The following is a 19,396-nucleotide window of genomic DNA, read 5'->3' on the forward strand; positions in this document are numbered from 1 at the left end:
ACCTAAAAATTTTTTTTTGAGCTATGGTTGCATATTGTTTAGCAACCCGGTATCCCTGCTACTGCGTATAAAACAGTGCCCGAACTGTACACGCTAAAAACTTTTTCTGCAATACCGGGGTAAATAAGTTCCCACGTTTTGCCTTCGTCTGCAGATCGTAGTACGCCGTCAGGATGCCCGCATATTAAATAGTTTCCTATCTGTATAATAGATTTAATGTGCGGAGAAGGGTTAAGGCCTTTGTCTATTAGTTGCCAAGTTTCGCCATAGTCTTTAGAAATCCTGATCCTTCTGCTATTTGCTGCAGTATCATAAGAAATGGCTAAAAATCCTCCGGTATACGGCGCTACATCTATTCCGGCGCCGCCATCATTTATTATCAGGTTCCAGCTCTTACCATTATCTGTAGAGCGTATAATGCCATCACTACCGGTTGCAATAAGCACTCCGCCTGATTCGGCAATGTTTATTACCCTGCCTTTTTCTACTTGTTGCCAGCTTTTACCCTTGTCAGTAGACCTGTAAAGCCCGTTATCATAACTAAGGAAAACCACCCCGCCTGAAGTTTCAAAAACATTGCGGAGTGCGTTTCGTTTAAAATTGGCGTATAAGGGTCGCCAATTGTTAGTTCCGTTTTGTTTGGTGTACATACTACCATCATAATTAAAGGCTACAGTACCCGAATTATTAAAGGCAATCATGGTTGGGGGGATAGGTTGTTGGTTTACAAAACCCGGTATGTTTTCTTTTGTCCATGCCATTTTTTGGCTATAATCATTGGTAGAGTATAGCGCATTTTTTGCCTGCACGTAAAATCCTGTTGCTCCCGCATAGTATAATGCAGATTGGTCCATCACAGGTGCGGTGTTACTAATGTCCTGCCAGGTTGTTCCGCCGTCTGTAGATTTTAAAATCAGGTTTTTATGCGCCTTGGTGTTTTTATTTGCATTGCTTAATGCAAACTGAGGTGCAGTTTTCACAAACGATTTGTGGTTTGCACCTTTTTGGTCTGTTTTGTTTATTTTGGCAAAAGAACTTTGCAGGAACAGCAGCAATAAAACGCTAGCACTTAATAAAAGGAGTTGCGTAAATTTTCTATTTTTCATGTTTTTTAAAATTGATTCCACGAAGCTACTCTGTTATTTTACTGCCTGAGGTGTTTAGATTGTAAATTAAAATGTAAACTTTGTAAATAAAACACGAACAGCATGTTTACTAACCAAAATATACCCTATAAAAAACGTAAAACACTGCTTACTCTGTTAGTAATAGTATGCATCTCTGGGGTTTGTGTAGCGTACAATTTGGGTGATGACGATGATTTTATAACAGCGAAACGAGAAGTGTTACTACGACGGTTGGGGCATGAACTTCTGTTGCAATCAGGAGACAGCACATCAAGAGTACTACCTGTAGAAAAGATTTCTGAAAACGAATACGAGATAAAATTTGAGAATAATTTTAGTTTTCAGCCTGAATTATTAGTAGCCACCACCAGGCGCTTATTGGTTAAAGAAGCATTTGCGCAGGATTATATCGTTAGTGTTTATAACTGTAATAATTCGCGCATGGTGTATGGGTATAGTATATCTGAAAGCATAAAGGATAACATTGTACCTTGTAAGGGGCGAAAACAGCCCAAAGCATGTTACTACATTAATATCAAATTTAAGCCAGCCGTTATTGCTTCTAAAAATATATACTGGATAGCCTGTTTGCCATTTTTAGCCGTTTTTGGGTTTATGGCTTTTACGTCTTTTAAACCAAAAAAATCTAGTACATCTGACGATGATACCGGATTGATATCGCTAGGCGCTGTACTGTTTGATGCCAAAAATAAGAAGCTGACAATACATGAGACAGATACAGACCTTACCGCGACGGAAACGCGTTTGCTGCTTATATTTGCGGTATCGCCTAACGAAACCATAGCCCGCAGCAGGCTGCAAAAGGAAATCTGGGAAGATGAAGGGGTTATTGTGGGCCGAAGCCTGGATATGTTTATCTCTAAACTCAGGAAAAAACTGGAACTAGATCCTAACATTAGTATTGTAGCGGTGCGTGGTAAGGGTTACAAATTGGAAATAAATACGCAACAATAGCGTAAAGCCCAGGTTTTGTTTACACCAATACATTTATAAAACAGAAAACCCCGGATATACATCCGGGGCCTTCCTAAAGTAAGTAATAAGTGGTGTGTGTGCTATTTCCATCCGCCACCCAGCGCGCGGTATACATTAACCATTGCATTCATTTGCTGCATCTTGGTTTCTATAAGGTCAAACTTAGACTCCAGTGCGTCGCGCTGTGTCATTAAAACCTCCATGTAGTCGGCACGAGCCGATTTAAACAAGTCGTTAGAAATGTTTATCGACTGGGTTAGGGCGTCTACTTCCTGCGATTTAAGTTTGTAGCTGTTGTCCAGGTTGCTTATTTTGCTTAGCTGGTTTGCTACCTCTATGTAGGCATTAAGTATTTTTTGTTCGTAGTTATAAGCTGCCTGTACCTGTTTGGCATTAGCTGTTATGTACGCAGCCTTAATGGCGTTACGGTTAACAAGCGGTGCGGCAAGGTCTCCGGCAAGGGTGTATATAAGCGACTCCGGCTTTACCAAATAGCTGGCGTTAAACGCCTGGTAACCTAAACCGGCAGAGATCCCAAGCTGAGGATAAAATCGTGCCTTAGCCACTTTAATATCAAGTTTCGCTGCTTCCAGTTCGTACTCAGCCTGTTTAATGTCAGGGCGGTTAGCAAGTAGTTGAGACGGTATGCCTGATTTAACCATATTAGGGTTAAGTGATGCAAAAGTGCCCGAACTTCTTTTTACAGTTTGAGGAAAACGGCCCACAAGGAAATTAATGCGGTTTTCGGTTTCTACAATTTTCTGTTTTATTTCGTACTGAAGGCTCTGTGTATTAAGTACCTGAGCCTGGAAACGTTTTACAGCAAGTTCTGTTACACGTGCGGCTTCCTTCTGTACTTTTACAATTTCCAGCGCATTTGTCTGAATCTGGATGTTTTGATTTACCAGTTCCAGTTGGTTGTCAAGGGCAAGCAGCTCGTAGTACGAGTTGGCAATTTCAGCAACCAGGTTAGTAACCATAAAGTTTTTACCTTCAACAGAAGCCAGGTAGCGGTTTACAGCCGATTTTTTGGCATTGCGCAGTTTTTTCCAAACGTCTATCTCCCAGTTGGCACGCAGGCCGGCCATATAGTTTGGCAGTGGTTCAGGGTTTTCCTTACCCGGTACGATTTCCAGATTATGTTCCAGCGTTCCCTGTGTAGTATTGCGCGATGCCTTTGTAACATCGGCACTTGCACCAAGGCTTACAAACGGAAGATATTCCCCCTTACGTGCACGGATTTCGCTCTTGGCTACTTCTATTTCCTGTAGGGTAATGTTCAGCTCCTGATTGTTGGTCAGGGCAGTGTTAATCAGCTCCTGCAGGTTAGCATCTGCAAAATATTCCTTCCATTTAGTAGCAGCAGTGCTGGTAGTGTCTGTTACAGCACCGGCAGCGTACTGTGCAGGTGTATTTTTATTTTCTGCGCGCTGTACCACCCCAGGGAGGCTACAGGCGGTAAAGGTTGCCGCAACTACTGTTGCGGCAAGGCTTTTATATATGATTTTCTTTTGCATGGTTATTCGGTTTCATCTACTTGTTTAAAATCATCAATGGCATGTGCAAGGTGCTCTGAAAGCGGATTTTCGTCTTCGTACTTAATCAGTTTCCTGCCATCGGCAAGCTTACCAAATATAAAGTACAAGCCCGGTACTATAAGTACCCCGAATACCGTACCGAAGAACATACCACCAAGTGCAGCCGAACCCAGTGTGTGGTTACCTATGGCACCTGCACCGCTGGCTACGATAAGTGGGATAAGACCTGCAATGAAGGCAAACGAGGTCATAAGGATAGGGCGGAAACGTACCTTGGCACCTTCAATAGCGGCGTCAAAAATACTCAGGCCTTCCTGTCGTTTCTGTACGGCAAATTCCACGATAAGTACCGCGTTTTTACCAAGCAGACCCACAAGCATGATGAGTCCAATCTGTGCATAAATGTTGTTCTCCAGCCCCATCATTTTTAGCATAAAGAACGAACCGAATATACCTACAGGAAGTGAGAATACTACAGCAAGCGGAATGATAAAGCTCTCGTACTGAGCTGCAAGTACAAAGTATACAAACGCAAGTACAATACCGAAGATGTAAAGTGACTCATTACCACGGTTAGACTCGTCATAAGAAAGGCCTTCCCATGCAATGTCGTACCCTTTAGGAAGTTTCTTAGCTACTTCGCGTACGGCAGCAATAGCATCGGCTGTAGTGTAACCGCTGGCAGGTAAGCCCTGTATAGCGGCAGAATTGTACATGTTGTAACGTGTAATCTCGTTAGGGCCCTGTCCTTTTTTAAGTGTCATAAACGCTGAGTACGGTACCATTTCGCCTTTTTCGTTTTTCACAAAAAGGTTAAGGATGTCTGTAGGCAGTCTCCTGAATTTAGGGTCTGACTGCACGTACACTTTAAAGAAACGGTTAAACTTGATAAAGCCCTGCTCGTAGGTACTACCAATTAATATGTTTAGGTTTTCCATGGCTTTACCTACAGAAACGCCTTTTTGCATAGCAAGGTTGTTATCTATTACAAGTTCGTACTGAGGGTAGTTAGCAGCAAAGAAGGTAAACAAACCGGTTAGCTCCTTACGTTTGCCCAGTTCTTCCATAAAACTTTTATTAATCTTATCAAAGTCCTGATAGTCTGTAGTGGTATTTTTATCGAGTAGACGCATAGAGAAACCACCTGATGAACCGAAACCTGGTATGGCCGGTGGTTCAAAGAACTCAATCTTAGCCCCAAGGCCTTTTGATTTTTCTTCCAGTTCTTCCATGATCTCTGTTACCTTATGTTTCCTTTCGCTCCATGGTTTAAGGTTGATAAGACAGGTACCCGCGTTACTACCACGACCTTCGGTCATAATCTCGTAACCTGCAAGCGATGATACTGATTCTACACCGTCTATGTCTTCACAAATTTTTTGCAGCCTTTGCGATACCTGGTTTGTAGTTTCCAGCGTAGATCCCGGAGGTGTTTGTATAATGGCGTATATGGTACCCTGGTCTTCACTCGGTATAAACCCGGCAGGAAGTACTTTGTTTATAAAGTAAGTACCGGCACAAAATGCAATAAGTACTATAAATGTAAACGTCCTAAGGCTTACAATGCGCTTAAGTACGGCTACATAACTGCCTGTCAGCTTGTCGAACCCACGGTTAAAGCTATCCAGCGCACGGGTAAACAGGTTGCTTTTCTTTTCGTGTCCGTGGTGGTTTTTAAGCAGCATGGCACACAGTACCGGAGTCAGCGTAAGTGCAATAATAGCCGAAATTACAATAGAACTGGCCATGGTTATAGAGAACTGCCTGTAGAAGGTACCCACAGGGCCACTCATAAACGAGATAGGGATAAATACCGATACCATTACCGCTGTAATAGCTATAATCGCGCCGCTGATTTCGCCAAGTACCATACGTACGGCGTTATATGGCGATATGTGCGGGTACTCCTCAAACTTGGCGTGCACGGCCTCTACCACTACAATGGCGTCGTCTACCACAATACCAATAGCAAGTACCAGTGCAAACAGTGTTACAAGGTTTATTGATATACCAAAGAACTGGATTACAAAGAATGCACCTACAAGCGATACCGGTACCGCAAGAATAGGGATAAGCGTAGACCTCCAGTCGCCCAGGAATACAAATACTACAAGCGCCACAAGGATAAACGCATCTCTTAGGGTATCTATTACCTGCTCTATAGAGGCATCAAGGAACTTAGATACGTCATAGCTAATTTTATAATCAAGCCCAGGAGGGAATGATTCCTTCATTTCGGCAAGTTTGTCTTTAACGCGTTCTATAACCTCGTTAGCGTTACTACCGTAGTTTTGTTTAAGTACTATAGATGCAGAAGCGTGTCCGTCGAGGTTTGAGTAGATATCGAAGAACTCACTACCCAGCTCTGCACGGCCTATGTCTTTAAGGCGAATAGCCTCACCATCGGCATTGGCACGTATAATTACGTTTTCATATTGTTTTGGGTCATTGTACTGCCCTTTGTAGGTAAGTACATATTCCAGCGATTGTGCCTGTATACCCGAACTCTGGCCAATACGTCCCGGGCGGCCTATAATACTCTGCTCACCCATAGCCTGCATAACTTCGTCTACAGATACGTTGTACGCACGCATACGCTCCGGGTTTAGCCAAATACGCATAGCATAGGTACGAGAACCCAAGATCTGGCTACGGCCCACACCTTTAATCCTGTTAATTTCCGGAAGCATCTTTACGCTCGCGTAGTTATACAGGAATTTTTCGTCCATGCTTTTGTCTTTGGCGTAAAGGTTTACGTACATAAGCATACTCGGCTGAATAGGGGTAATTACAACCCCTTCGCGCTGTACCAGTTCGGGTAGTAGTGGCATTACCTGGTCTACCCTTGTTTTTACCCTGATTACCGCCTGGTTAGGGTCGGTTCCCGGTTCAAAAATAATCCTTAGTGTAGCTTCACCGGCACTTGTAGCATCGGTAGCCATATACCTCATGTCCTGAACACCGTTTATAGAGTTTTCAAGCGTAATAAGGGTAGATTTTACAAGTACATCGGCACTTGCACCCGGGTAGGCAATGAATATATTTACCGTAGTAGGTGCGATTTCGGGGAACTGTGCTGTGGGCAACTGAATAATTGCCAGCACTCCCATAAACACAATCATAATAGAAATTACGATTGCAAATACAGGACGTTGTATAAATTTAGTAAACATTCCTTTTTGTTTTTTAGTTGTACTGATTATTCGGCATACAGTTCAAGGTGAGATAGTACATGCTCAGGATTCTCTGTTTTGTACTCTATCTTCTCATTTTCTTTTACAAGACGAAGGCCTTCAAGAAGTATCTTATCGCCTGTAGAAAGTCCTTTGCTTATAATAAATATGTGCGGAAGCTCAGCAGCAATGGCGATTTCCCTTGATTTAACTTCGTTATTTTTATCAATAACGTACACATATTTTTTCTCAAGCACCTCAAATGTAGCCTTCTGAGGAATGATCATAGCGTTTTTATACGGCTGTGTTACGGTAACGTTGCCGGTTTCACCATGCCTAAGCAGCCCTTCAGGGTTAGGGTAGGTGGCCCTAAAGGCAATGTTACCCGTTTCGTTATTAAAGTCGGCTTCTACTGTTTCTACCACACCCATGTGGCTGAAATTTTTGCCGTTAGCCATTTTAAGGCCTACTTTAATTTTATTTTTATCGTTATACAGGCTGGTTTTATAATCCAGGTATTCTGCTTCAGGTACGTTAAAGTACACCCACATCTGGCTATTGTCAGACAGTTCTGTCAGCAGGTCACCTTCTTCTACAAGGCTGCCCAGCCTTACGTGGAAGCGGTCTATAATACCATCAAAAGGAGCCCTGATTTCTGTAAACTGCAGGTGCACTTTAGTAAGGGCAAGTTCCGCTTTAGCCTTGTCCCATTTGGCTTTTGCCATTGCCAGCTCATTAGGAGCTACAACGTTAGTTTCGGCAAGCCTTTTAGTGTTTTTGTATTCTATTTCAGCATAGTTAGCTTCTGCTTCTGCTTTTTGCATTTCTGCTCTGTAAAGGTTTGGCATAATCTGGAAAAGCAGCTGGCCCTGTTTTACGTGCTGGCCTTCATCTATAAATATTTTCTCTACGTAACCGTGTTCCTGTGCGCGCAGTTCTATATGGCGTATAGAACGTACCTGGCCCACATAGTCTTTTGTAATGGTAGTGTCTTTAAGCACAGGGTTTGTAGCAAGGAACTTTGTTTCCTCTTTTTTCTCTTCTTCTTTCTTTTGGCAGCTGGTGCTAAGCAGCAGGGCACACACGCCTGCCAGCAATACGAATTTCCTCATAATTACTTACTTGTTTAATAAAAAAGTACAACTTTCTTAAAATGATATATTAAAATGGTGTTGTGTAAATTCAAAAGGTGATTTCGGTAATAAGGGGTAAGTCTGTATAAACTTTGGTTACCGACAAAATACACATACTAAAAGGATGATGATAACTGTTTTGATAAACAGTTATTTAAGATGGATTTAAATCAAATCCTGAAGACACGGAAAAGAACGTAGCGTTTTCCGGCAGGTATATACACCAAAAGCTTACAGTAGTGTAAGCTTTGGTTTTTTAACAGTGTACTGAAACTGTACTGTGGTACAAGTATATTGTGTGCAGGAATATAGTAGCCGCTTATTCCGGCAAGTTTCTTAAACGATAGCGATTTGTAAGATCCTGTTTCGTCTTCTTCGTCTTCAGTATCTGTAGGGTCTATTTTATCAATAGATTTTTCTGAAGGTTTAAAAGCCGTTTTAAAACTTGATTCAAAAACAGGTAGGCTGTAGTTTTGGTTATTTGCAGAAAAGTTTGTTTGCGTAAAAGTTTTGGTATGCATACCACTCTCACTAGCGTTCAGTTTACCTGTAGCGCCTGTAAAAACTATAAACAGCCAAATACATATTTTAACAAACAATTTTTTCATCTACGGTACAAATGTATAGAACAGGGTTTGTACTAAATAACTAAACGGTTAAAAACTTAAAAGGCTGCCTTGGTAAAGTTGTTGTTAATTGCCAGCCAATTTTATTTTCATTTTCAATTTTCAAAGATAGTACCAATGCATAATTGCATTTCTTAAGAATTGCTAAAGATTGTAATACATCCTAAAATCAAGGAGTTTACATAAGGTATAATGTTTTCTATGCAGTTCTTCAACGATTTCTTCCACATCGTCTTCGTCTTCAAACAGGCTAAAAAATACCCTGTCCAGTCCGCTACTGCTATTCGCTATAGAAGCTTCTCCATAACCCGATATTGCTTTGGCACGTGTTACATCTAAAAAGTACTGCGCTTCTTCGGGTGTAAGGTCCAGTGCCTTGGCATTAGAAAAATGTACAATTTTGCCTTTCATTTTACCATCCAGCAGTTCAGCTATTTCTTCCATACTATAATAATAGTTGTTTATACAAATACTGTTTTCCTGGCCGGGCATTACAAGGTAAATAATTTCGTAACTTTTAAAGTTATGGTCGTCATACAACAGGGCATTCATACTGTCTTCAAAACCTTCAATAGTGTCGCAGGTCTGGTAAATACTGTCTATCCCCTGGCTGGCAGCCAGTTGCTGTAAATTATTAAAAACCTCTGTTATGGTTTCTTTTGTAATGTCTTTAACTGCCTCAAGGCAAAATATAAACTTTTCGTTCTCCATAAATCAATCCGTGTGTTGTGCTACAAAGGTAAGGGTTTACAATCAAAAAATATTGTTAGAGGTAATCAGCTACATGCCATAAAATCCACTATGCATAAGCCGCCTTTTAATTAACACTTTAGCACTATATGGCGGTGTAAGAAGATTGTTTAGGGTATAATTAAGTTGTACTTTTGCAAAAAAAATACTTGCTTTGGATACGCTTGTTAACAGCCGTATAAACTACTTTTCCTCTGCCGACTTAGAGCACCATACACTGCCTGAGCGATTTACCTTTCCGTTTTTTTACGAACCGCATCCGCTTGCTGTAAAGGCAGCAAGTGCCTTGCAGGAATACATCACATCATCTGTAGAAGGGCATAATTTCGGTCTTACCCATGATATGGAAGGAGGCCAGCCTATAGGGAAAATGTTTGGCGTTCTTGTTGTCAAAGACACCTTAGGAAGGGTAGGCCACTTGTGGGCTTTTTCAGGTAAATTGGCCAACTCAAACGACCACGACCGCTTTGTACCTCCGGTGTTTGATATGTTAGAAGAAAATAGTTTTTTCCTGAAGGAACAATACATTTTAAACAGTATAAACGACAAGGTAAAGCAAATTGAGACGGACGATGCCTACCTTGCATTAAAGCAGGAGCTGCTGCAACTGGAAACTGATGCTGCTGCTGAAATAGAGGTATTTAAACAATATGTGAAGCAAAACAAAAGTGAACGGAAACAGCAGCGCACCGCCCAAAAAGCGGTTCTTAGCCCGGCTGACTATGCTGAATTTGAAGCACTGATGATAAAACACAGCCTGCACGATAAGCACCGGTTTAATGTGTTAATCCAAACCTGGGATGCCCGTATTGCGCTGCTAAAAGAAAAGCTTGATTTATATTCAAATGAAATAGAACGGCTTAAAAAAGAGCGTAAAGAGAAATCAGCAGCTTTGCAGCAACAGCTTTTTGAACAATACGCGTTTTTAAACCAATACGGATTAAACAAAAGCCTGCATGATATTTTTAGCAATACTGTTTTTGGTAAGCCGCCTGCCGCTGCCGGGGAGTGTGCTACACCCAAACTTTTACAATACGCGTTTCAGCACGGTTTTACCCCGCTTGCTATGGCGGAATTTTGGTGGGGAGCCCCTCCAAAATCTGAAGTGCGCAAACACGGACAATATTACCCAGCATGTACAGGTAAATGCAAGCCCATTTTAGAGCACATGCTGGAAGGGATAACCACCGATGAGAATCCGTTTTTACTAAATCCGGGAGAAGGTAAACAACTGGATGTGGTGTACGAAGATGATCATTTTATTGTGGTAAACAAACCGCATGAATTACTATCGGTCCCGGGTATTGCTGTATCTGATTCTGTTTACACACGCCTTAAATATGCTTTTAAAACTATAGAGCCACTGATTATTCACCGGCTGGATATGGCTACCTCGGGGCTGCTTGTGGTGGCAAAAACAAAGGCAGCGCATAAAGACATACAAAAGCAGTTTTTAAAACGTACGGTAACCAAGCGTTATGCCGCATTATTACAGGGTAATGTGCCTGAAGACGAGGGGGATATTAACCTGCCGCTTCGCGGCGATATCGATAACAGGCCGTACCAACTGGTGTGTTTTGAGTTTGGCAAACGCGCCCACACCACCTATAAAGTTATCGCCCGTAATGCAGATGGCACTGTAAAAGTCCATTTTTGGCCGCATACAGGGCGTACCCATCAGCTACGGATGCATGCTGCCCATAAGCTTGGGTTAAATGCGCCTATAAAGGGCGATGATTTGTACGGGTCTGCTTCAGACCGCTTGTACCTACATGCTGCGTACCTGAAATTTATACATCCGGAAACAGGTAAAGAAGTAGTTTTTGAAGCGGCAGAACCGTTTTAAAAATAGTGCTACCCGGATTCCTTTTATTTTTTAAGCCCCGCTATTATATTTACGGTAAGTGCTACTATAACCGTATTAAAAATAAACGATATAAGGCTGTGTAGCAAGGCGTATCGGCGAACGGTTTTAGACGAAATGGTTACATCTGAAACCTGGAACGTCATGCCTATTACAAATGAAAAGTAAGCAAAGTCTACGTAATCGGGTATTTCGTTATTGGGGAAATCAATACCGTTATCGCTGTCTTTGTGTTTTTCAATACTGTCGTCATAAAATAGGTGCGCATACCGTACTGTAAATATGGTATGCAGTAAGCCCCATGACGATGCTATGGCTAAAATGGTGGCAATGGTTCGGCATATCTCGTCCGTGTTATGGCTTGCCGGACTAAACGCCAGCAGCAACGCCCCGGAAAAGCTTACACACACCGAAGTAAGTACCACCGCAAATATGGTACTAATGTCTTCGTCCTGTTTCTGTACAATTTCCTTAAGTTCTGTAGCACTTGCTGTAAAAAACAGCGTCCACATCATGCCTATCATCGACAGCGAAAAAGCATCCCAGCCCATTAAAATGCCGGTAATAACACTAAGCGGTGTAAATTGTGTTATACCAAAAACCAATACCGCTACAGCAAGTGCAATTAATAATTTCTGATAGCCGGAAGTGGAGGTTATAAAACGTACTGCGCTGGTTTTTTTTGTCATAGATAAGAAGATACGAACGCTGCAAGGTACTAAAATATACTATTAAAAGTTGTTAACCGTATCTATTGGCGCAGTGCTTTATCGTAACTTCTTAATCATCTCTGTGGTGGCAGTATCGGCATAGGTGCCAAAAGCGCTGGTAAGCACACCTCTAATCCCGTGTATTTCAGAAGTTATTCCGTATACGATTTCCTCATCTCCGGGATCAGTATCGCCTTCAAAACGGAACATATAGGTTACTGTAAACATTTCCGGGGTAAGCGTCTGTTTGCCATTGTCAAAACTCAGGCAGTCGGCCTCCAGGTTTAAATCATGGGTAAAGCCCTGTGTGTTTAGCCATTGCAGCGCTTCGGTTACGGTATCAAAAGAAGGTTGAGCAGTATTCATAGTAGTATAATTTTTAATAAAGCCGGCCCTGTTGCAGAGCCGGCTAAAGGTTGTTTTAAAATAACGGTTATTTTTTAAAAAGAGCCACTTTAAGGGTCGATGCCGCTTGCTGTACAGCGGTTTGCACAGCAGGTATGTGTGCTAACGGGTTTAGCATTCCGTAGTCGTGTATAAACCCTTTGTACTCTGTAATGGTAGTAGGTACACCGGCTTCGTCCAGTTTACGGGCATACGCCACACCTTCGTCATGCAATATGTCGTTTTCTGCCACCTGAACAAGGGCAGGGGGTAAGCCCTTAAGCTCTTCTAAAGACGCTTGCAGTGGCGATGCATATTTTTCCCTGCGCTGTTTCGGGTCGGTAGTATAGTTATCCCACATCCATTTCATTAAAGGCGTGGTAAGGAAACGCTCCTGTGCAAAGGTGGTGTACGATGTACGTGTAAAATCAGCATCGGTTACCGGCCAAAGTAATAACTGAAAGCGTAGCTTAGGGCCTTTCCTGTCTTTAGCCAGTAATGCTACCACTGCAGCCATATTTCCGCCCACACTGTTACCTGCTACTGCAAGCCTTGTGCCATCTACGCCAATTTCTTTACCATGGCCTGCTACCCATTTGGTAGCGGCATAGGCCTGATTTATTGCCACCGGGTAGCGTGCCTCAGGCGATGGGGTGTAATCAGGGAATACAGCTACAGCACCACTGCTCACTACCAGGTCGCGCACCAGCCTTTTGTGGGTAGGGTAGTCGCCCAGGATCCAGCCGCCACCGTGAAAAAACATAAAAACAGGCAGGCCGGGCTTAGCGCCTTTCGGTTTTACAATGTGCAATTTTACAGTGTACCCATCCTGTTGTATGGTTTTTTCATATTCCTCAATATCAGCATAGTCATAGCTTACCGACTTTTGTGCATTTACCAGCACAAGGCGTGCTTCTTGTGGTGTCATCTGCTCAAGCGGCTTACCGCCACCACTGTTTAACGCATTCAGGAATATTTTTGTTTCCCTGTTAATATTAGGATCTTGCGCAGCAGGTACTGCGGTTTGCGCTGAGGCTAATGTGCCGGCAAAAAGTGTTGCGACACCGATGATTAAAGTTTTGAGGGTAATTTCTTTAGTAATCATTGTTATTTGATTTAGGGATTATAATTGTATATAACCTTTTCCTAAATAAATACCCTTTAATTAAATACTTGTATTTCAGTAATTTATGCTTTGTTAAGAAAGCGTATGCTTACGAAATGTCGTAAAATATTATGTATGCTAAAAAATAAAAGCTCCCTGAAGGAGCTTTTTAACTGGTCTTATCTTTACCTGATGTGTGTGTTTTAGAAATCCCGAGTTTCTGCATACGAGAAATAAGCGTGGTATGTGGCAGCCCTAAACGTATGGCAGCCCCATTTGGCCCCGAGATGCGGCCATTACATATTTTTATGGCCCTGAGTATATAGGCGCGTTCTATTTCGTGCAAAGGCTTTATTTCTAAAGTTTCGTCATCGGTGTTTGGCGCTTTTATTTCAGGAAAATCAATTGCTGTAATTGTGCCTGTTTCGCACAGTAATATACTGCGTTCTATGCAGTGTTTTAGTTCACGCACATTTCCCGGCCACGGATATAACTGCATCGTTTCCAGTGTTTTTGAAGCTATGGTAAGTGCCTTTCGTTTGTTTCTGGTACAGTATTCTTTTATAAAATAATTTACCAGGGCGGGTATGTCTTCCCTATGATCCCGCAATGCCGGAAGATTAATAGGGAAGACGTTTAGCCGGTAAAATAAATCGGCACGGAAACGCCCTTCGGCAACTTCCTTTAACAGATTGCGGTTTGTTGCAGCTATAACCCTCACATTTACCTTTATTGTGGTATTGCTGCCTATGGGTTCAAATTCGCTTTCCTGTAATACACGTAGCAACTTGGTTTGTAGCACAAGGGGTAATTCCCCGATTTCGTCTAAAAAAAGCGTGCTTTGGTCGGCCAACTTAAATTTGCCGATTTTACGCTGTACTGCTCCTGTAAAACTTCCTTTTTCGTGCCCAAAAAGTTCACTTTCAATCAGGTTTTCGGGTATAGCGGCACAGTTTACTTTTATCATTTTTTTGCCACGCCTGCCCGAAGCTTCATGTATAGCAGCGGCAATTACCTCTTTTCCGGTGCCGCTTTCGCCAAGGAGCAGCACACCGGTAGTGGTGGGGGCTACGGTTTTTATAAGTTGCTTTACGGCATTTATGGCTGGGCTGTTTCCTATGATTAAACCATTTGTAATACCAAGAGCGCTTTCTGTTTCAATTTGGTCAGTAGCAGTACCCAAAGAGTTTACGTCTTGGTTAAGGTTTCGTATGATACCCGAAACGGTTAGCGATAGCTGCAGGCTAAGGCTTCTGAGAAGCCGTTGCGCAGGACGTGAAAACATTCCGGGGCGTGAAAAGAACAGGTAGGCTACGGCCGGGTTATTTTCCTGATGATGTAGTGGGAAAACAACCACCTCACGCATGCCATTGCTCATGGCTTTTTGAATAAAACCGGGCAACGGTTGTTTTTTAGCGTTGAGGTTGAATAACGGCAGTGTTAGCGGATCGGCAGAAGACATAGCATCTGCAAAAAAGCCTTCTGCAACCGGGATTTTACTGGTTGTTAATGCAGTATTAGCCGTATCGGTAGTGTGGATTAAAGGCGTGTACTCTTTTTCAGCGCGGTCTGTTACACAAATAACCATTTGGCTATAGCCAATGTGCTCTTGCAGGTTTGCAGATGCAAACCGCAAAAAATCGGGGCGGCTGTTTACAGAAAGTAACCCCTGGGAAAGGGATTGCACCAGTTGCAATTCCTTTTCTCGTTCTTGCATGGCTGCCATACGGGCCTCTGCTGCCGATGGTTTTTGTGGTTGCATGAGTGCAGGTTTTTAATCAGTGTTAAATTATAAAACCAAAAGAGAACCGAAAAGTTCTCTTTTGTAAATGTAAACCAAATAACGTTTTGTTTAAAACATCAATTGATTTGTAGTGTCTATTTCGTCCTGGCTTATTGTGTGCGGCATACCGTCATAAATTTTCAGCGTAACGTTTGCCCCCATTTTTTCCATAACCTTTACTGTTTCTTCCACCCGCGTTACCGGTACATGAAAATCAGGGTTACTGGTGCCTATAAATACAGGAGTACCTGCAAAGTCCCCTTTGTAGTTAGCCGTGTTTACTACATCGCCTATAAGTCCACCGGTATACATAACAATGCCGCCGTAGCGTTTGGCATTACGTGTGGTATATTCGCTGGTAAGGCAGGCTCCCTGCGAAAACCCCAGGAAATAAATGTTAGCCACAGTAACCCCGGCAGACAACACGTGTTTAACAGTTTCATCCAGGGTTTGTAATGCCGCAGAAAGATGAGGCTCATTATTTTTTGTGGGTGCTAAAAACGATAACGGATACCATGTGTGCCCTTCAGCCTGTGGTGCTATTAGCGTAAAACCCTCTACATTCAAATAGTTTGCTACAGATAAAATATCCTGTGCCGAAGCCCCACGCCCGTGTACCATAATCAGTACTTTGCTGTCTTGGTTAAGTGGTGAGCCTGTTATTATTGTATTATTCATTGTCGTCTGTTTTTAGCCAAATATCATTGTATTCTTCAGGATGCCTTTTAAACTGCGCATGCACATAAGGGCACAGTGGGCGCACCTTAAAACCATTGGCACGTGCGTAGGTTGTCATTTCGTTTAGTAACTCCTTGGCGTATCCCTTACCAGATGCGGCTTCAGCCACCTCAGTGTGGTACACGGTTAGTATATTGTTTTTTACAGATACTACCATTTCGCCTGTTTTACTTTCGTCTTCGTACAGGTTAAATGCCCCATGCAGGCGGTCATCAAGTTCCAGTTTTATTTCGGCCATGTTAGTCTATTTTAGGCAGGGTTTGCTCCAGGCGCTCCCTTAAGTATTCGTGTTGTTTAGGCAGTTTAAGATGTGTACCCAGTTCACTAAGCGGCTCATCTACAGTAAAGCCCGGATTATCTGTAGCTATTTCAAACAATACCCCGCCCGGTTCCCTAAAATACAACGAATAAAAGTAATCACGGTCTATTTTTGGAGTTATACCAAGGTTTTTTTCCACAATACGTTCCCTTAGTGCCATTTGGCTTTCTTCATCTGTAACCCTGAACGCCACATGGTGGTTAGTGCCGCCGGCATTGTAACCGCGTTTCCCACCGGGTATTTCAAGAAGGTCTATATAATTAGCGGTTTCTACCTCGTCGGTTACATAGCGGTATCGGTTCCCTTCCTGCGAAAGTAACCTGTATCCAAAAATATCGGTTAATATAGCAGCGGTGGGCGCGATTTTATCCAGGCTAAGTGTGGTGCTATGAAAACCAACGGCAGCCACGTTTGCACCAATTTCTTCAGTAGTGTAAGGAACGCGGTTGTCTGGTGTGGCGGGTGTTACAAAGCTCAGTTGTAAGCCATCAGGGTCTGTAAACGGAAGATACGTTTCGCCAAAGCGCTCCTCGCGTGCTCCAAAGCTAACATTATGTTCCTTAAAACGTTGTTCCCAAAAATCTAGGCTACCGGCAGGTACGCTGTAGCTAATATCTGTAGCCATACCGTTACCGGCCGAACCTTTACCGATGCCTTCCCAAGGGAAAAACGTAAGCAGCGTGCCGGGCGTACCCTGTTCGTTGCCGTAGTAGAAGTGATAGGTTCCGGGATCGTCAAAGTTTACGGTTTTTTTAACCAACCTTTGACCAAGTACTTTAGTGTAAAAATCGTGGTTTTGTTTAGCGTTGCCTGCTATGGCTGTAATGTGGTGCAGCCCTTGGATTTTATTTTTCATGATGAATTGTTTTAGTTAACCGGCTTTTATGCCGGAGTTAATGTTCCGCATTTTTTGGAACCAATAGATTTTCTGTTAAAAGTATTCCTGCTTTATACCCAGTTTTTTCATTTTGGCATATAAAGTAGCCGGAGCTATTTTAAGCATTTCGGCAGCACCGCCTGCGCCAAACACTTTTCCGCCACACATTTTTAGTGCTGCCATTATGTGTTCGCGTTCCATGTCTTCAAGTGAAAGCAAAGCGCCACTTGGCGTTTCTTTTTCGCTAACGGCGACAGGAGCCGTTGGTATGTTAAGGTTAAATTGTTCTATCTCTGTACCGGGGCAAAGCAGTACACTGCGCTCTATAAGGTGTTCCAGCTCGCGTATATTTCCCGGCCATGAATAGTCGGTTAACTGTTTTAGCGCGAGCGGTGTAACGCCTGTTACATTTTTTCGTGCCAGTGAGGCGTACTTGTGTATAAAATGCAATGCCAGCACCTCCACGTCTTCTTTGCGTTCCCTAAGAGGGGGCAGCTGTACAGGAAACACATTCAGCCTGTAATAAAGATCGAGCCTGAAACGTCCTTCGGCCACTTCGTGCTCCAAAATACGGTTAGTGGCAGCTACAATACGCACATCTACTTTTACCGATTCTTCTCCGCCTATGCGTTCTATTTCCTTTTCCTGTAGTACACGCAGCAGCTTTACCTGGGCATCAAGTGGCAGTTCGCCTATTTCGTCTAAAAACAGTGTACCACCATTTGCCTGCTCAAATTTACCGATACGCTTGCTGTTAGCTCCTGTAAAAGCTCCTTTTTCGTACCCAAACAGCTCTGATTCTACAAGCGAAAGCGGTAGCGCGGCGCAGTTTACCACAACCAGCGGTTTGTTTTTTCGGGGTGAGTTTTCGTGCACGCTCTGCGCAATACGTTCCTTACCGGTACCGCTTTCTCCTAACACCAGTACCGACGTATCAGTAGGGGCTACAAGACCTATTTTTTGCAGCACATCGGTAAGCGCCTTGCTTTTACCCACAATGCCGTTAAAAGCGGTGTTTTGACAGTCTACGCCCGTTTGCGGTGTATTGTTTTTTTGCTGAAGCGCAAACTTATACTTGGCTATATCCAGCATTACAAGCAAATCCTTTTCCCTAAACGGCTTTACCATAAAACCATACGGTTCGGTTTCTTTTACAGCTTCCAGTGTAGCCTGGTTTGTATTGGCAGAAATAAAAAGAAAAGGCAGCCCCTGCTTTTTTATGTCGTGTGCCAGGTCTATGCCTGTTTCTGTGCCTTTAAGCATAATATCCAGCAGTGCCCAGTCGGGTTTTTTCGTTGCTACAAGCTGTCTTGCCTGTTCGGCAGAGGCAGCAATGCCCACCACGTCATATCCGGCCTTTTTAAGGATCATCTTTAAATCGTTTGCTACAATAAACTCATCTTCAACGATCAGTATTTTTTCTTTGTATTCCATTTTGCTATGGTTGCTGTATCAGTCTGTATTTTTTATAAACTCTATGGTTATGCGCACTCCGCTTGCCGAAGTTATATGAAATTTTCCATCCATTTGTTCAGCAAGTCCTTTCATAAGGCTAAAACCAAGTTTTTCATAATGCTCAGGTGTTTCATGGAGTGGTAATCCTAGCCCGTTATCCTGTATGCGCAGCAGGTAGTTTTTTCCGTCGCGTTGTTCCAGCGCTACATTAACCTGGCCCGGTTTGCCATTAGGAAAAGCATGCAGTAAAGTATTGCTCAGTGCCTCATTTAGTATAAGCCCCAGCGGAACAGCCTGCGACACATCAAGCTGTACCGGCGCCGTATTTACGGTAAAGTTTATCCGGTTACCGGTATCATAGGTTTTGCGTAGATACGAAATTATTTCGCAAATGTACCAAGACATATCTACACAGGACAGGGTTTGGGTTTCAAAGAGCTTTTGGTGTATTAACGACATGGCGTGGAGCCTGTTTTGGCTGTTTTGTATGGCTGCAATGGCATCGTTACTAATTAAGTAAGCCAACTGGCTGTTTAGCAAACTCATAACAATTTGCAGGTTGTTTTTTACCCTATGATGTATTTCCTGCTCCAGCCACTCCTTTTCATGCTCAAGTGTACCTATCCGCTGGCTTAATCCCTCTTTTTCTGCGGCAAAAAGTGCCGCCTGACTTGTGTAATGCATTGCCGCTTTTCGGCTTTTCTGCCAAAGCATAGTTAACATCAGTAGGAGCAGCACTATAACAGCCCCTAGAATAAGCGGTAAAGAGAGTGCCGGGAAAAAGTGTAGTGTTTTCATGTTAAAGGTACGCGTTTGTA

Annotated in this window: 17 protein-coding genes; 2 read left to right on the plus strand and 15 right to left on the minus strand. The window is 42.9% G+C overall.

What is annotated here, in order from left to right:
- Positions 1–38: 38 nt before the first annotated feature.
- Positions 39–1,106, minus strand: a complete 1,068-nt coding sequence (locus ACLI08_RS12775) for a WD40/YVTN/BNR-like repeat-containing protein (RefSeq protein WP_411428883.1) — start codon at positions 1,104–1,106, stop codon at positions 39–41.
- 102 nt (positions 1,107–1,208) lie between these two features.
- Here ACLI08_RS12775 and ACLI08_RS12780 point away from each other — a divergent pair, with 102 nt between their 5' ends.
- A complete protein-coding gene (locus ACLI08_RS12780; RefSeq protein WP_411428884.1) occupies positions 1,209–2,102 on the plus strand; it encodes a winged helix-turn-helix domain-containing protein in 894 nt (297 codons plus the stop codon).
- Between the two features lie 101 nt (positions 2,103–2,203).
- On the opposite strand, the gene ACLI08_RS12785 is transcribed toward ACLI08_RS12780, so the two are convergent.
- From ACLI08_RS12785 to ACLI08_RS12805, 5 genes are all read right to left on the minus strand, one after another.
- Positions 2,204–3,640 carry a TolC family protein gene (locus tag ACLI08_RS12785; protein WP_411428885.1) on the minus strand — a complete coding sequence of 479 codons (1,437 nt, stop codon included), beginning with the start codon at positions 3,638–3,640 and terminating at the stop codon, positions 2,204–2,206.
- Positions 3,641–3,642: 2 nt separating this feature from the next.
- Positions 3,643–6,834 (minus strand): efflux RND transporter permease subunit, encoded by a 3,192-nt coding sequence (locus ACLI08_RS12790; protein WP_411428886.1) that lies wholly within the window; start codon positions 6,832–6,834, stop codon positions 3,643–3,645.
- Positions 6,835–6,860: 26 nt separating this feature from the next.
- On the minus strand, positions 6,861–7,946 hold the full coding sequence (locus tag ACLI08_RS12795; RefSeq protein ID WP_411428887.1) for an efflux RND transporter periplasmic adaptor subunit: 1,086 nt from the start codon (positions 7,944–7,946) through the stop codon (positions 6,861–6,863).
- A 191-nt stretch (positions 7,947–8,137) separates the two neighbouring features.
- Positions 8,138–8,575: a hypothetical protein gene (locus tag ACLI08_RS12800; RefSeq protein WP_411428888.1), complete on the minus strand. Its 438-nt coding sequence runs from the start codon at positions 8,573–8,575 to the stop codon at positions 8,138–8,140.
- Between the two features lie 162 nt (positions 8,576–8,737).
- Positions 8,738–9,304, minus strand: coding sequence for a DUF6642 family protein (locus tag ACLI08_RS12805; protein ID WP_411428889.1), 567 nt, complete (start codon positions 9,302–9,304; stop codon positions 8,738–8,740).
- A gap of 193 nt (positions 9,305–9,497) precedes the next feature.
- Between ACLI08_RS12805 and ACLI08_RS12810 the strand changes: the two genes are divergently transcribed.
- On the plus strand, positions 9,498–11,189 hold the full coding sequence (locus ACLI08_RS12810; protein ID WP_411428890.1) for a pseudouridine synthase: 1,692 nt from the start codon (positions 9,498–9,500) through the stop codon (positions 11,187–11,189).
- A gap of 23 nt (positions 11,190–11,212) precedes the next feature.
- On the opposite strand, the gene ACLI08_RS12815 is transcribed toward ACLI08_RS12810, so the two are convergent.
- From ACLI08_RS12815 to ACLI08_RS12855, 9 genes are all read right to left on the minus strand, one after another.
- Complete coding sequence (locus tag ACLI08_RS12815; RefSeq protein WP_411428891.1) at positions 11,213–11,896, minus strand: DUF1345 domain-containing protein; 684 nt, start codon at positions 11,894–11,896, stop codon at positions 11,213–11,215.
- Between the two features lie 78 nt (positions 11,897–11,974).
- A complete protein-coding gene (locus ACLI08_RS12820) occupies positions 11,975–12,283 on the minus strand; it encodes a phosphoribosylpyrophosphate synthetase (protein WP_411428892.1) in 309 nt (102 codons plus the stop codon).
- Between the two features lie 67 nt (positions 12,284–12,350).
- Positions 12,351–13,406, minus strand: a complete 1,056-nt coding sequence (locus ACLI08_RS12825; RefSeq protein ID WP_411428893.1) for an alpha/beta hydrolase — start codon at positions 13,404–13,406, stop codon at positions 12,351–12,353.
- A 169-nt stretch (positions 13,407–13,575) separates the two neighbouring features.
- Entirely contained in the window at positions 13,576–15,168 is a 1,593-nt protein-coding gene (locus tag ACLI08_RS12830; RefSeq protein ID WP_411428894.1) for a sigma-54 interaction domain-containing protein, read from the minus strand.
- 90 nt (positions 15,169–15,258) lie between these two features.
- Entirely contained in the window at positions 15,259–15,867 is a 609-nt protein-coding gene (locus tag ACLI08_RS12835; RefSeq protein ID WP_411428895.1) for an alpha/beta hydrolase, read from the minus strand.
- On the minus strand, positions 15,860–16,165 hold the full coding sequence (locus ACLI08_RS12840) for a GNAT family N-acetyltransferase (protein WP_411428896.1): 306 nt from the start codon (positions 16,163–16,165) through the stop codon (positions 15,860–15,862). The genes ACLI08_RS12835 and ACLI08_RS12840 overlap by 8 nt, the downstream gene beginning before the upstream one ends.
- A gap of 1 nt (position 16,166) precedes the next feature.
- The gene (locus ACLI08_RS12845; protein ID WP_411428897.1) at positions 16,167–17,102 is read right to left on the minus strand and encodes a ring-cleaving dioxygenase; all 936 of its coding nucleotides are present in this window, start codon (positions 17,100–17,102) and stop codon (positions 16,167–16,169) included.
- Between the two features lie 75 nt (positions 17,103–17,177).
- Positions 17,178–18,557 carry a sigma-54-dependent transcriptional regulator gene (locus ACLI08_RS12850; protein ID WP_411428898.1) on the minus strand — a complete coding sequence of 460 codons (1,380 nt, stop codon included), beginning with the start codon at positions 18,555–18,557 and terminating at the stop codon, positions 17,178–17,180.
- Between the two features lie 18 nt (positions 18,558–18,575).
- On the minus strand, positions 18,576–19,376 hold the full coding sequence (locus ACLI08_RS12855; RefSeq protein ID WP_411428899.1) for a sensor histidine kinase: 801 nt from the start codon (positions 19,374–19,376) through the stop codon (positions 18,576–18,578).
- Between the last annotated feature and the right edge of the window lie 20 nt (positions 19,377–19,396).

The organism is Flavobacterium sp. RNTU_13 (assembly GCF_046614455.1).
GTDB lineage: Bacteria > Bacteroidota > Bacteroidia > Flavobacteriales > Flavobacteriaceae > Flavobacterium.